The sequence below is a fragment of the Neotamlana nanhaiensis genome, assembly GCF_000943555.1.
GTDB lineage: Bacteria > Bacteroidota > Bacteroidia > Flavobacteriales > Flavobacteriaceae > Neotamlana > Neotamlana nanhaiensis.
Genome location: NZ_JTDV01000008.1, coordinates 75594 through 89395, shown reverse-complemented (window position 1 = coordinate 89395; position 13802 = coordinate 75594). Strand labels below are relative to the sequence as shown.

The window sequence follows — 13802 nt, the reverse complement described above, 5'->3', positions numbered from 1 at the left end:
AATATTTTATTTATATTTAGAAAACCGAAACCAAGCTAAATATAAATGCAAAATAAAACATTACCAACAGAGCAACCGCCCGTTTTTGCTCTAGACAATTACCGAATATTATACGAGAATTCCCCCGATATGTTAGTATCGGTATGCGCATCAACAACAAAAATTTTAGAATGTAACAACACATTAGTTAAAACATTAAACACCACTAAAAATAATCTTATTGGAAAATCGATTTTTTCAATTTACCACCACGATTGTATTGAAACAGTTGAAGATGCCTTTAAAAATTTTATTGAAGATGGCTGCGTTAACAATTTAGAATTATTACTTAAAAATGAAACATCAATTTTACTAAAAGTTGAAGCCGTAAGAAACGTATACGGCGAAATAATTTATAGTAATTCGTGTTTAAGAGACATTTCGAATATTAAAGAACAGTTTACCACAACAAATCACACTAATAATCTCTTAGATGTCGACACTACAGACGACACTTTTAATAATACCACAAAGCGAATAGCGAACTCTTTAAAACTAATAAAAGACAGTGCAAGGACTTTAGGTAAGCACTCAAAAAGTAATAGTGAATACACCAAAACAATGCAAGATATTGAACACCGTATGGACACTATTTTAAAAAGTTTAAATGAGGGTTAATAAAGTTTTAATTCATTAAAATCTATTATAAAACAAAAAAGCCGAAACATATGTTTCGGCTTTTGTTGTACTGAAGGCGGGACTTGAACCCGCACGAACTAATGTTCATTGGATTTTAAGTCCAACGTGTCTACCAATTCCACCACTTCAGCATCGTGTATTATAATTACAAAAAGTAATCAAGAGCGAAAGACGGGATTTGAACCCGCGACCCTCACCTTGGCAAGGTGATGCTCTACCCCTGAGCTACTTTCGCAGTATTTTTATGAACGAGCAACCTCTCGGTTGCGGATGCAAATTTAAACCTTTTCTTTTAATTACAAAGCCTTTTTAAAAAAATTAATAAAAATAATTTTAAGCTTGTTTTTTCTTCACTAACATACGCTTAATTTCATTTAATTTCATAAGTGCTTCTACTGGTGTAAGCGTATCAATATCAGTACTTAAAATTTCTTCCTTTATATTTTCAAGTAATGGATCGTCTAAATTAAAAAAACTTAACTGCATATCGTTTTCTAAAGTTTTTACCTTATCGGTTAACTCATCACTAGAATGCGATTGCTCTAAACGGTTTAAAATTTTGTTAGCACGTTGTAAAACTAATTGAGGCATACCTGCCATTTTTGCCACGTGAATTCCAAAACTATGCGCACTTCCTCCTTTTACCAGTTTTCTTAAAAAAAGTACATTATCTTCAAGCTCTTTTACAGATACATTAAAGTTTTTAATACGCTCGAAAGTCTCGGTCATTTCATTTAACTCGTGGTAATGAGTTGCGAACAAAGTTTTTGGCTTAGCAGGATGCTGGTGCAAATATTCACTAATCGCCCAAGCAATTGAAATACCATCATAAGTACTGGTGCCACGACCTATTTCATCGAGCAACACCAAGCTTCTATCGCTTATATTGTTAAGTATAGATGCTGTTTCATTCATCTCGACCATAAAGGTAGATTCACCCATCGAAATATTATCGCTAGCTCCTACTCTCGTAAAAATTTTATCAACTAAACCTATTTTAGCTTCTTTTGCTGGCACAAAACTTCCTATTTGCGCTAATAAAACAATTAAAGCTGTTTGTCGCAGAATTGCCGATTTACCAGACATATTTGGTCCCGTAATCATTATAATTTGCTGCTCGGCTCTATCTAAATAAATATCATTTGCTATATAAGCTTCACCAAGCGGTAATTGTTTTTCAATAACAGGGTGACGGCCTTCTTTTATTACTAAATCGTAAGAATCATCAATATTTGGATACACATAGTTATTATCGCTCGCTAATTGTGCAAAACCACATAAGCAGTCTAACTGGCCAATTAAAAATGCATTTTGTTGCACCGATTTAATGTACAAATTCATCCAACTTACTAAATCGGCAAATAATTTTTGCTCGATGGCTAAAATTCGTTCTTCGGCACCTAAAATTTTGGTTTCGTATTCTTTTAACTCTTCCGTTATGTAACGCTCTGCACTTACCAAAGTTTGTTTGCGAATCCATTCGGCAGGCACTTTATCTTTATGCGTGTTTCTAACCTCAATATAATACCCAAACACATTGTTTGATGCTATTTTTAACGATGGAATACCTGTGCGTTCACTTTCACGCTCCAACATATTATCGAGATAGTCTTTACCCGATTTCGATAAGCCGCGAAGTTCATCTAACTCTTTCGAAAATCCTTCAGCAATGGTATTTCCTTTTAACACATTAACTGGCGCATCTTCATTTAAAGTTTGTTTTATTTTTTCGCGAAGCACATCGCAACCTTGCAACCTATCGCCAATAACTTGTAACGATTCGTTATTGCAATTTGTAGCAATCGATTTTATAGGAACAATCGATTCTAATGAATTTTTAAGCTGAATAACCTCTCGCGGATTAACCTTTCCTGTAGCGGTTTTCGAAATTAAGCGCTCCAAATCGCCAATGTGTTTTATGTGATTTTGTATTTTTTGAAGCGTGCCATTTTCAGTTTTTAAAAAATGAACCACTTCATGGCGTTGCTTAATTTTATCGCTACTTTTTAATGGCAAAGCCAACCAACGTTTTAGCATGCGCCCGCCCATAGGCGAAATCGTTTTATCTATAATGTTTAAAAGCGTTACCGCATTGTTGTTGGTAGAATGGTATAACTCTAAATTACGAATGGTAAACTTATCCATCCACACATAATCATCTTCGGCAATTCTAGCAATTGCAGTAATGTGTTTGAGTTTGTTATGTTGCGTTTCACCTAAATAATGTAAAATAGAACCCGATGCAATAATGCCTTCATGCAAATCTTCAACCCCAAAACCTTTTAATGTTTTTGTATTAAAATGCTTTATTAATGTTTCGTTAGCATAATCGGTTTGGTATACCCAATCTTCAAGATAAAACGTATGTAGATCGTCGCCAAAAGTGTCTTTAAAAGCTAATTTTTTTTGCTTAGATACGAGGACTTCACTCGGGTTGAAATTCTGAATTAGCTTATCGATATATTCGGCGTTTCCTTGCGAGGTTAAAAACTCACCCGTAGAAATATCTAAAAAAGCAATACCAATCGTTTTTTTATCGAAATAAACCGAACATAAAAAGTTATTACTTTTTGATGTTAACACCTCATCATTTAAAGCCACACCGGGAGTAACCAATTCGGTAACACCACGTTTTACAATGGTTTTTGTTTGTTTTGGATCTTCAAGTTGATCGCAAATTGCAACGCGCTCTCCGGCCTTTACCAACTTAGGCAAATAAGTGTTTAATGAATGATGCGGAAAGCCGGCCAATGCGGTTTCGTTTTCGCTACCAGCACCACGTTTGGTTAAAATAATACCTAAAATTCCTGCCGCTTTAACAGCATCGTCTCCAAAAGTTTCATAAAAATCGCCCACACGAAACAACAATAAAGCATCAGGATATTTTGCTTTAATAGCATTGTATTGTTTCATTAACGGTGTTTCTTTTTTTGCTTTTTTAGCCAATGGTAAGTGATTTTTAAATGTTATTTTTGCCCCGAAACACATCGAGATTGTAAGATTGCTAAAGTAGTGTATTTTCAGCGTTTTTTTTAAACTGAAAAACTATAATTATCTACAATTAAAAGAAGATTTCAACAACATAAAGTCAAGCGGATCACAGTCGAAGTGTTTTTTTAAAAATGACAGCAACCTTCGTTCTAGCACCGACAAAACAAAATTAAAATGCGTAAATTAAAAAATAGCGAATTAGATAGATTGAGTATTGAAGCTTTTAAAGAAGCTGAAAAAACACCACTAATTATTGTACTTGATAATATAAGAAGCTTGAATAATATTGGTTCGGTGTTTAGAACTAGTGATGCTTTTTTAGTTGAGAAAATTTATTTGTGCGGTATTACAGCCACTCCACCTCACAAAGATATTCATAAAACCGCTTTAGGTAGCACCGATACTGTAGATTGGGAATATGCTGAAAACACGCTAGACATTATAGAAAAACTTAAATCTGAAAATGTAAAGGTTTGTGCCATCGAACAAGCTGAAAACGCAACAATGTTAAACGATTTTGAGGTTGAAGCTGAAACTAAATATGCTCTAGTTTTTGGTAACGAAGTAAAAGGTGTGGCGCAAAATATTGTAAGCGAAAGTGATTTTGTTATAGAAATACCTCAATACGGCACCAAGCATTCTTTAAACATCTCAGTAAGTTGTGGTGTTGTGGTCTGGGATGTTTTTAGCAAACTCAATAGCATCAAATGAAAAAAATAAGCGCATTTTTAATTTCATTGCTATGCTTAACATCTTTTGGCCAACAAGATGAAACAAATAAAAATTTTAAGAAAGTTACTGAAACTGAAACTTATTCTACATTATATTCCGATGGAAAAAGGCGCATCTCAACTTCTGAAATAAACGAATACTACTATAACAAGCAAGGTAAAATAACGCAAAATATTCGTAAAACATTTTACAAAAACGAACCTTATGCAGCAACTAGAACCACTTACTTTTATAACGACAAAAACAAAATTGATTTTACGGAAACAACACTGCTAAAAGATTCGTTGAAATACAGAACAATATACACTTACCTAAATGGTGCAATTCAAAAAAAATCTACTACATACACCTCCAACAACAACCTTACTAATTATAGCGAGTCTTTTTATTACAACCAACAAAACGAACTCATAACATGTGATTTTTTATATTCAGTAATGGATTTATACACAGAAAACCGGAGTCGTAATTTAAAAGCCACTTATACTTACAACAAGAAAGGACAAATTATTGAATCGGACTGGACAAAATCGGACAGCACCTACAAATACAATAGAATTGTTCATTTTAGAAATCGTAAAGGATATAGAACAAAGGCCAAAGTTTTCAATAAAAACAATAAGCATTTAAAAACGGTAACTTTTAAATATGTTTTTGATGATAAAAACAATTGGATTATCATGAAACATTATGAGAAAAAACAGTTAACAAAAGCTATTTATCGTGAAATTGAATACTATGAGTAAATCCAAAAAACCATGGCCAACAAAAGAGGCCATGACTCAAATTTACGACTTGCACCTTTGGGGTGGCAACAACCATGATTTTTATTCGGGTGAAGGTTCTCACGATCCTGAAATTGTGAATCCTTATTTAGAAAAAATCATTGAGTTTTTAAAATCGTTTCAAGAACCATTAACGGTTTGCGATTTAGGTTGTGGCGATTTTAATATTGGTAAACATCTTTTCAAATACACTAAAAATTATACAGCTGTAGATATTGTGGAGACACTAATTACCCGCAACGCATCTACTTTTAAAGCTGAAAACCTAATTTTTTTATGTTTAGATATTGCGAAAGACAAACTTCCTCTTGCCGATTGTATAATTTTAAGACAAGTACTTCAACATCTATCTAACGCCGAAATAGCTGCTATTGTAAATAAATTACAACACTATAAATACGTTTTACTAACCGAACATATTCCTAACGGAGACTTTACCCCAAACATCGATATTATATCTGGTCAAGGAAACCGAACCAAAAAGCAAAGCGGTGTTAATCTTTTAAAAGCGCCCTTCAACTTAAAAGTAAAGCACACAACGCTTTTACATACTCATCAACTTCCAAATAATAAAGGACTAATTACGACTACACTATTTCAGGTATTTTAAAAGTCTGTTGTTTTCAAAATAAAACAGCGAACAAAACCATTGGTTTCGCTAAGGTAAAAGCCATATTTTTACAAGATAACAACCACACTAAACACATGAGATTTACCCTAATTACTTTGTTTCTAATCGTATTTTTTAGTTGCAAACAATCACCAAATATTGGCGCAAACCAGCAATTACTTAGCGATATACCCAAAAAAGAAGATGTTGGTCATTTAAATTTACCCGATTCTATTGCTGTTATAAATGCGCCTTTTAACATGCCTGTTTTTAAAAAGCCCGTATTTCCAGATGCAACAACGCACTTAAAAAAGCTGTTTAATGATAGTAAAAATGAACTAAAAACTAACATCATTCAACATGCTATCGATTCGCTTTCTGAAGCACACGGTGGCACCGTAATTATTCCAAAAGGTGAATGGCTTACAGGCAGAATCTCCTTAAAAAGCAATACTAATTTACATTTTGAAGATGGTGCTATTTTAAAATTTAGCACCGATGTAAAAGATTACCAACCTGCCGTTTTTAATCGCGTAGAAAGTCTGGAAGTCATGTCGTTAGGCGCCTGTATTTACGCCTTCAATCAAGAGAACATTGCCATTACAGGTAACGGAAAACTTATTGGACCGTACAACGGCGAAATAAAAGCACGTTCGTACATGCAACCTATCGAAACGCTTGTAGACCTAACCAAACCTCCGCACGAACGCATTCATAATGGATTGGAAGAAGATTGGATTTTCCCTCCTAAATTTATTGCGCCTACAAACTGCAAGAACGTCTATATTGAGGGTATTCAACTTGAAAACACAGCCTTTTGGAATATTGTTCCTACCTACTGCGACAACGTTATTATTCGTGGTGTTTATGTAAACTCGTATGGCATTCCGCGTGGTGACGGTATAGATGTGGAATCTTCAAAAAACGTACTCATAGAATATTGTACTTTGAATACAGGCGACGATTGTTTTACAATGAAATCCGGTCGTGGTGAAGACGGACTAAAAGTAAATAAAGCAACCGAAAACGTGATTGTTCGTTATTGCTTAGCACAAAAAGGTCATGGCGGCATTACTTGCGGAAGCGAAACGGCTGGTACGATTAAAAACCTCTATGTTCACGATTGCGTTTTTGAAGGCACTGTAGTTGGTATTCGATTTAAAACACGCAGACCACGAGGCGGTGGTGGCGAGCATTTATATTACAATCGCTTAAGAATGAATTTAGAAGCCACTTGCATAAAATGGGATATGTTAGGAACACCTGCCTACGTTGGCGAACTTGCCGAACGTTTACCAAAACGCGAGGTTAATAACTTAACACCATTTTACAGAGATATTTCTATCAGCAATATTATTATTGAAAACGGCACACATTTCTTGAAAGTTTACGGCATTCCAGAATCGCCACTAACCAATTTAAATATTAAAAACGTAGATGCCAATTGTAAAAATCTCGTGATTTTAAACGATGCAAAGCATGTTGATATTTCTAACGTGAGTATAAAAACATCCGATTCTGTAATTTCAGTTTTGGGTAGTAACCATATTGCTTTTAAGGACTCACATTTTAATCTGAATGGTGCTACTTTAAAAAAACCTGAAAGTGTTTTGTTTGAAAATTGTAAGGTTGAATAAAATATTTCCCGCTTACAGTCAGGTAGAACACAGTCGAAACCTCATTCAAATAATGATTAATCAAAAGAATGTTTAGTAGTTAAAAACAACTTCTGAAGCATCTCAAATTCTTAAACAACCGCAGCCGTATTCAATTCTTGCATAACCTCAGCGAATAATTGATACGATTTTATGCGCGCCTTACCGTCGTAAATATTAGTTACAGCAATTAACTCATCAACATTCGTTTCTTCTAAAAATGATTCAACTTTCTTTTTAACCGTAGCTTTACTGCCTACAAAAGTATATTTAAGCATTTTTTGAACTGCAGGATGCTGACATAGTTCTTTAAACTCATCTGTTATTTCAAAAGGCGGTTGCATATAGTCTCGTTTTCCGCTTAGCAAATTAATGATCATTTGATACAACGAGGTTGCAATAAATTCTGCTTCGGCATCGGTATCTGCGATAACCACATTAACACCAGCGAAAGTATATGGTTTTTCAAGTACTTCTGATGGACGAAATTCGCTACGGTAAATATCCAACGCTGTAAATAATTGCGGTGTTGCAAAATGACTTGCAAAAGCATAAGGCAATCCTTTTTTTGCTGCAAGATGCGCACTTTCTACGCTCGAGCCTAAAATATAAAGCGGCACATTGACACCTTCGGCAACTGTGGCTCTCACCTTTTCTGAAGCATTTTCTTCTGAAAAATAATTTTGTATCTCTTGTACATCGTTTGGAAAAGACATCGCCGCTTGATAAAAATCGGAACGGATGGCACTTGCCGTGTCTCTATCGGTTCCAGGTGCTCTTCCCAACCCTAAATCAATACGATTTGGGTGCAAAACTCCCAAAGTTCCAAATTGCTCTGCTACAATTAATGGCGAATGGTTTGGTAACATTATGCCGCCAGAACCAACTCGAATGCGCTCGGTACCTTCGGCTATTTTACCAATTAATATTGAAGTCGCGCTGCTACCAATAGCATCGGAATTATGATGTTCGGTGAGCCAAAACCGCTTATAACCAGACTTTTCGGCTGCTTGAGCCAACTTAAGTGAATGGTTAAACGTTTCTAACAAGCTTTGACCTTTCGATACAATAGCAAGCTCTAATATGGAATAAGCAACATGTTTTGTTTGCATAAAATCTATTTATATATTTAAAAGTATCGATGTATTTAAGTAAAAAAACTATAGATTTTCTAGTTTTTTCTTGTACAGATTCCAAACTTCATGGTTAATGGAGTAATTATAATTACGTCCCATTTTATGCTGAAAAATTAAATCGGCCTCAACTAACTTTTTAATGTGATGACTAATTGAAGGTTGCGCCAATGGTAACAACTCACATATTTGAGCACACTCCATTTTACCCTGATTTTGTTGCATGTACTGCAAAATCTTTAAACGATTTACATCGCTCAAGGCTTTCGATATTTTTTCAACTAGTTTTAAATCCATGTTTTAAAATACATTGATAAATGCAAATGTATAAATATTAAAGTAAAAATTTTGTTAAAATAAAATCTTGAAAAAGTATTAACATCTACTCCCCACAAACCTGCTCCAAAATCCAGATATAATCGGCTCTATTTTTAACAAAATCCCTATCGGAAACATCAATTATTTTTACGTTTAAACCCGATTGCGTTTTTAAAAACTCTAAATAACCTGAATTGATTTTTTCCAAATATTCGTCTGCTATATCTTGCTCGTATTTTCGTCCGCGTTTTTTAATATTTTGTTGTAAACGCTCGGTGTTTTGGTATAGATATACATACAATTCGGGTTTCGAAATGTCTTTATACATTAAATAAAACAACTTACGGTACAGCTTAAACTCATCGTTTTGTAATGTTATTTTCGAGAATATTAACGATTTAAACACATCGTAATCGCTTACTACAAAATCTTTAAACAAATCGAGTTGCTCTAAATCGTCACTAATTTGCTGATAACGGTCTGCGAGAAACGACATTTCTAAAGGAAAGGCATAACGTGAGGCATCTTTATAAAACTTTGGTAAAAACGGATTATCGGCAAAACGCTCTAATATTAATTTCGCATTAAAATCGTGCGCTATTTTGGTGGCTAAACTTGTTTTTCCGGCTCCAATATTACCTTCTATAGCGATGTAATTAAACTGCCCTAAATTGTAAGCTTTACTCGGGTTTTTAAGCCATACGTTTAAAGGTTCTAGCACCGATTTATCTTCACAAGCACTCAATAACTCTTCAACAGTACGATTAAAAACAGGATGATTTACCTTAGGTGCAATATCTGCCAAAGGTTGCAAAACAAACTTACGTTTGTGCATTTCTGGATGTGGCAATTGCAAGATTTTTGTTTCGATTATGGCATCTTCGGCAAACACAATATCTAAATCTATGGTTCGTGCCTCATAAGCATTTGTTTTTGTACGAACCCGACCCAATTCCGTTTCAATGTCTAATAAATTACGTAAAACCTTTGATGGTTTTAGCTCGCTTTCCAGAATTAAACAGCAGTTAAAAAAATCATCACTTACAAAACCAAGAGCTTCCGATTTATAGATTTTAGAAATCAACTTTACATTACCAATTTGGTTGTAAATAGCCTGTATAGCCGCTTGTAAATTTTTAAATTTATCGCCTTTATTACTACCAAGTGCAATGTAATATGTTGTGAGGTTATCCATAAGAGATGGCAAAATAACTAAATCAATTTTTATTCTTTTATATTTACATGAGTTAATTATTCACAATTATAAATGACAGACAAAAACAAACTCGCTGCACAACGTATTTACATCCTTTTAGGCGCTTTATTTATAACATCGTTAGTGGTTTCAAATCTTATTTTTCAAAAGTTTTTTTACTGGTATCCGTTTGATATTGAAATTTTTGGAAGCAAGCTTTTTGAGATTTCTGTTGGCATTTTACCTTACCCAATTACCTTTTTAATTACCGACTTAATAAGCGAAATTTATGGCAAAAAACGCGCTAACGATGTGGTTATTGCGGGTATATTTGCTTCAATATTTTCGCTTTTAATCATTTTTGTTTCTAGTGCCGTACCTGCTACGTCTTGGTCTGCGATAGATGATACTACGTTTAAGAATGTGTTTGGTAATTCGGCCATTGCTGTTTTTGCAAGTATGCTTACGTATTTGTTTGCACAGTTTGTCGATATTCAAATTTATCACTTCTGGAAACGATTAACTGAAGGTAAAAAATTGTGGTTGCGTAATAATTTTTCAACCTGGACCTCCCAGTTTGTCGATACTTTTACCATTGTATTTTTATTATGCTCGTTTGGTATTATTGAATGGGCTAACTTTAAAGGTTTACTGGTTAGTGGTTTCTTATTTAAGGTTATTGTTGCCGCTTGCGATACGCCATTTTTATATTTGGGTGTGTATTTGTTTAAAAAACGCTTCAATTTAAAAACAAACGATGAAATCAACTTGCTTTAAAAGCTTCAAACGCCCTAAAATATTAACAAAAAGATAAGATTCTGTTTTCATCTTTTAACAGCTTTTCAACGTATATTCATATAAATTTGCTTCCGCGAAAGCGAAACTTTTCAAATTCTATTTATGAAGAAATTTCTAAAAATTATTGGCATTACAATCTTAACTTTATTTGCCATTTTATTAATCATCCCTTTTGCCTTTCAAGGAAAAATAAACGACATCGTAAAACGCTTTATCAACCAAAATCTTAATGCTAAAGTTGAGTTTACCGACGTTAGTTTAAGTTTTATAAAAAACTTTCCGCAAGCTCATGTTAGTGTAGACGATTTGGTAATTACCAATTTTAAACCTTTTGAAGATGAAACCTTAGTATCGGCAAAACATATTGCTTTTACTATGGATATTAAAGAGTTACTAAAAAAAGCTAGTGACGACCCTTTGGTAGTGAATTCAATTGTAGTTAACGAAGCACTTTTAACACTTAAAACAGATAAGTTTGGCAATGCCAATTACGATATAACCAAAGAAACAGAAAACCAAGTAGAAGCAGATAACAATAGTAGTTTTACTTTCGATATTGAAGATTACAGCATAACCAACAGCGCAATTACTTATATTGATGAAGCAAGTGCTATGCAGCTATTTTTAACCGAATTAAACCATGAAGGCCATGGCACGTTTTCGGCCGAAACATCCGAATTAGACACACAAACGCAAACCAATGTAAGTTTTAGTTTAGATAGTACTATGTATTTAAACAATAACAGCATTAAACTCGACGCCATAATTGACTTAGATTTAGCCAACAGTAAATACACGTTTAAAGATAATAAAGGTTATATAAACCAGTTGCCTATTGAGTTTGATGGTTTTATACAGCTTCTTGAAGATGGTCAAGATATCGATATTACTTTCGAGAATCCAGAATCGGACTTTAAGAACTTTTTAGCATTAATTCCAGAAACCTATTCAAAAAGTATTGAAAATGTGCAAACTACTGGTAATTTTAAAGTAAAAGGTATTATTAAAGGCAAAGTTACCGATGAAACTATACCAACGCTCGATATTAGTTTGGCATCGAACAACGCCTCGTTTAAATATCCCGATTTACCTAAAAGCATCAACAATATTTACCTAAACACCGAAATTAAAAACACAACGGGTAATGTTGACGATACCTATGTTAACATTAATCAGTTAGATTTTAAAATTGATCAAGATGTGTTTAAAGCGTCGGCAACCTTAAAAAACATTACTCAAAACATGTTGGTTAACGCCTATATTAACGGTGTTTTAAATCTCGCAAACTTAACAAAAGCTTACCCAATTGATTTAGAAACCGCACTAACTGGCATTTTAAAAGCCAACATAAACACTGCTTTCGATATGGAAGCTATTGAAACCAATGCTTATTCTAGAATAAAAAATAGCGGTACAGCGAGTATAACAGATTTTGTTTTTTCTTCGGAAGACTTAAATAATCCACTTCATATAACCAACGCTTCAATGAGCTTAAAAGCCGATGATGTAACGCTGAATAATTTTGAAGCTAAAACAGGCGGAAGCGATATTAATGCCACCGGAACCATAAAGAATTTAATGGGCTTTTTACTTAGCGATAACACTTTAAAAGGCGACTTCTATTTAAAATCGAATACATTTAAAGTGCATGATTTTATGTCGACTGAAACTGAAGCTGAAACCCAAGAAAACACACCAACAACCACCGAAGCTTTAAAAATACCAGCGTTTTTAGAATGTATTATACACGCCAATGCCAATACCGTTGTGTATGATAATTTAAATTTAAAAAACCTTAGTGGAACCGTTTATATAAAAGACCAACAAGCCATTTTAGAAAATTTAAAATCATCAATTTTTGATGGGATATTGACGGTTTCGGGCGATGTTTCAACTAAAAACGACACTCCAACATTTAACGTGAAATTAGGCGCCGATGGTTTTGATATTGCACAATCGTTTAAAGATTTAGAGTTACTGCAAAGTATTGCGCCAATCGCGAAGTTTTTCCAAGGTAAAATAAATACAACTTTAAGCTTTTCGGGCGATTTAGACAACGAATTATCGCCAAACCTAAGCACCATTTCTGGTAATGCTTTAGCCGAACTTTTAACCACAAACATTGAAGAAAAAAACAGTCCGTTATTAAATAAGTTAGACGGCGCTTTAAATTTTGTAGACTTCAGTAAAATTAACTTAAAAGATTTAAAAACTAGCTTAAGTTTTGCCAATGGTAAAGTAAGTGTAAAACCCTTCAACATAAAATACGACGATATTAACATAAGCGTTTCGGGTGCACACGGTTTTGATCAAAGTTTAGAATACAGCGCCGTGTTAGATGTCCCTGCAAAATATTTAGGAAGCGATGTAAACCAATTAATTGGTAAAATAAATACCGACGAAGCCAATAATATTACAATTCCTGTTACGGCAAACATTGGCGGTAGTTTAACCAGCCCCAATGTAAAAACCGATTTAACAAGTGGCGTAAAAAACCTTACCGCACAACTTATTGAAATTGAAAAGCAAAAATTACTTAACCAAGGGAAAACCAAAGTTAAAGATATGCTTGGTGGTTTAATTGGAAACAATAACACCAAAACCGACTCCATTAAAAACGAGCAAAATAACACCGTAAAAAATGTACTAAAAGATTTAGTATCGGATAAAAAGACCACTACAGATTCTACCAAAACTAATTCAACCCAAGAAACGGTAAAAAATGTACTTGGTGGTTTGTTTAGCAAAACCAAAAAAACGGAAGAGCAGAAAAACTGAAAATCACTCAAAAAACTTAAAAAACAGTTAAATTTCAGCGATTTTTAACCCATTTTTAAACAAAAGCGTCCAAAAATTAGGTTTATTAGATTTTTTATCTATGTTATAGATTACAACGTTTTCAAAAAA

General features: G+C 33.8%; 11 protein-coding genes and 2 tRNA genes. 7 read left to right on the top strand and 6 right to left on the bottom strand.

Annotated features, from left to right (window positions below):
* Positions 1-45: 45 nt before the first annotated feature.
* Positions 46-657 carry a PAS domain-containing protein gene (locus PK35_RS09840; protein ID WP_044626546.1) on the top strand — a complete coding sequence of 204 codons (612 nt, stop codon included), beginning with the start codon at positions 46-48 and terminating at the stop codon, positions 655-657.
* A gap of 68 nt (positions 658-725) precedes the next feature.
* Here the strand turns inward: PK35_RS09840 and PK35_RS09835 are convergent.
* From PK35_RS09835 to mutS, 3 genes are all read right to left on the bottom strand, one after another.
* A tRNA-Leu gene (locus tag PK35_RS09835) sits at positions 726-809 on the bottom strand.
* Between the two features lie 32 nt (positions 810-841).
* A tRNA-Gly gene (locus PK35_RS09830) sits at positions 842-913 on the bottom strand.
* Between the two features lie 98 nt (positions 914-1011).
* Entirely contained in the window at positions 1012-3624 is a 2613-nt protein-coding gene (gene mutS / locus PK35_RS09825) for a DNA mismatch repair protein MutS (RefSeq protein WP_044626675.1), read from the bottom strand.
* A gap of 219 nt (positions 3625-3843) precedes the next feature.
* Here mutS and PK35_RS09820 point away from each other — a divergent pair, with 219 nt between their 5' ends.
* From PK35_RS09820 to PK35_RS09805, 4 genes are all read left to right on the top strand, one after another.
* On the top strand, positions 3844-4380 hold the full coding sequence (locus PK35_RS09820; RefSeq protein WP_044626545.1) for an RNA methyltransferase: 537 nt from the start codon (positions 3844-3846) through the stop codon (positions 4378-4380).
* Positions 4377-5147 carry a hypothetical protein gene (locus PK35_RS09815; protein WP_044626544.1) on the top strand — a complete coding sequence of 257 codons (771 nt, stop codon included), beginning with the start codon at positions 4377-4379 and terminating at the stop codon, positions 5145-5147. Before PK35_RS09820 ends, PK35_RS09815 begins: the two co-directional genes overlap by 4 nt.
* A complete protein-coding gene (locus PK35_RS09810) occupies positions 5140-5796 on the top strand; it encodes a class I SAM-dependent methyltransferase (RefSeq protein ID WP_044626543.1) in 657 nt (218 codons plus the stop codon). Before PK35_RS09815 ends, PK35_RS09810 begins: the two co-directional genes overlap by 8 nt.
* Before the next feature lie 95 nt (positions 5797-5891).
* Positions 5892-7433, top strand: coding sequence for a glycoside hydrolase family 28 protein (locus tag PK35_RS09805; protein WP_044626542.1), 1542 nt, complete (start codon positions 5892-5894; stop codon positions 7431-7433).
* Between the two features lie 110 nt (positions 7434-7543).
* Here the strand turns inward: PK35_RS09805 and PK35_RS09800 are convergent, their stop codons facing one another.
* The 3 genes from PK35_RS09800 to folK all read right to left on the bottom strand — a co-directional run bounded on the left by PK35_RS09800 (position 7544) and on the right by folK (position 10097).
* Complete coding sequence (locus tag PK35_RS09800) at positions 7544-8563, bottom strand: LLM class flavin-dependent oxidoreductase (RefSeq protein WP_044626541.1); 1020 nt, start codon at positions 8561-8563, stop codon at positions 7544-7546.
* Between the two features lie 48 nt (positions 8564-8611).
* Positions 8612-8881: an ArsR/SmtB family transcription factor gene (locus PK35_RS09795; protein ID WP_044626540.1), complete on the bottom strand. Its 270-nt coding sequence runs from the start codon at positions 8879-8881 to the stop codon at positions 8612-8614.
* 85 nt (positions 8882-8966) lie between these two features.
* Complete coding sequence (gene folK, locus PK35_RS09790) at positions 8967-10097, bottom strand: 2-amino-4-hydroxy-6-hydroxymethyldihydropteridine diphosphokinase (protein WP_044626539.1); 1131 nt, start codon at positions 10095-10097, stop codon at positions 8967-8969.
* Positions 10098-10169: 72 nt separating this feature from the next.
* Between folK and PK35_RS09785 the strand changes: the two genes are divergently transcribed.
* Together PK35_RS09785 and PK35_RS09780 are read left to right on the top strand one after the other, a co-directional pair.
* A complete protein-coding gene (locus tag PK35_RS09785) occupies positions 10170-10874 on the top strand; it encodes a queuosine precursor transporter (RefSeq protein ID WP_044626538.1) in 705 nt (234 codons plus the stop codon).
* A 123-nt stretch (positions 10875-10997) separates the two neighbouring features.
* On the top strand, positions 10998-13673 hold the full coding sequence (locus PK35_RS09780) for an AsmA-like C-terminal region-containing protein (protein WP_044626537.1): 2676 nt from the start codon (positions 10998-11000) through the stop codon (positions 13671-13673).
* The last annotated feature ends 129 nt before the right edge of the window (positions 13674-13802 follow it).

Bases quoted from the DNA above. Each gene is read 5' to 3' on its own strand.
- PK35_RS09840 (WP_044626546.1), top strand. From the start codon at position 46: ATGCAAAATAAAACATTACCAACAGAGCAACCGCCCGTTTTTGCTCTA.
- PK35_RS09820 (WP_044626545.1), top strand. From the start codon at position 3,844: ATGCGTAAATTAAAAAATAGCGAATTAGATAGATTGAGTATTGAAGCT.
- PK35_RS09815 (WP_044626544.1), top strand. From the start codon at position 4,377: ATGAAAAAAATAAGCGCATTTTTAATTTCATTGCTATGCTTAACATCT.
- PK35_RS09810 (WP_044626543.1), top strand. From the start codon at position 5,140: ATGAGTAAATCCAAAAAACCATGGCCAACAAAAGAGGCCATGACTCAA.
- PK35_RS09805 (WP_044626542.1), top strand. From the start codon at position 5,892: ATGAGATTTACCCTAATTACTTTGTTTCTAATCGTATTTTTTAGTTGC.
- PK35_RS09800 (WP_044626541.1), bottom strand. From the start codon at position 8,563: ATGCAAACAAAACATGTTGCTTATTCCATATTAGAGCTTGCTATTGTA.
- PK35_RS09795 (WP_044626540.1), bottom strand. From the start codon at position 8,881: ATGGATTTAAAACTAGTTGAAAAAATATCGAAAGCCTTGAGCGATGTA.
- folK (WP_044626539.1), bottom strand. From the start codon at position 10,097: ATGGATAACCTCACAACATATTACATTGCACTTGGTAGTAATAAAGGC.
- PK35_RS09785 (WP_044626538.1), top strand. From the start codon at position 10,170: ATGACAGACAAAAACAAACTCGCTGCACAACGTATTTACATCCTTTTA.
- PK35_RS09780 (WP_044626537.1), top strand. From the start codon at position 10,998: ATGAAGAAATTTCTAAAAATTATTGGCATTACAATCTTAACTTTATTT.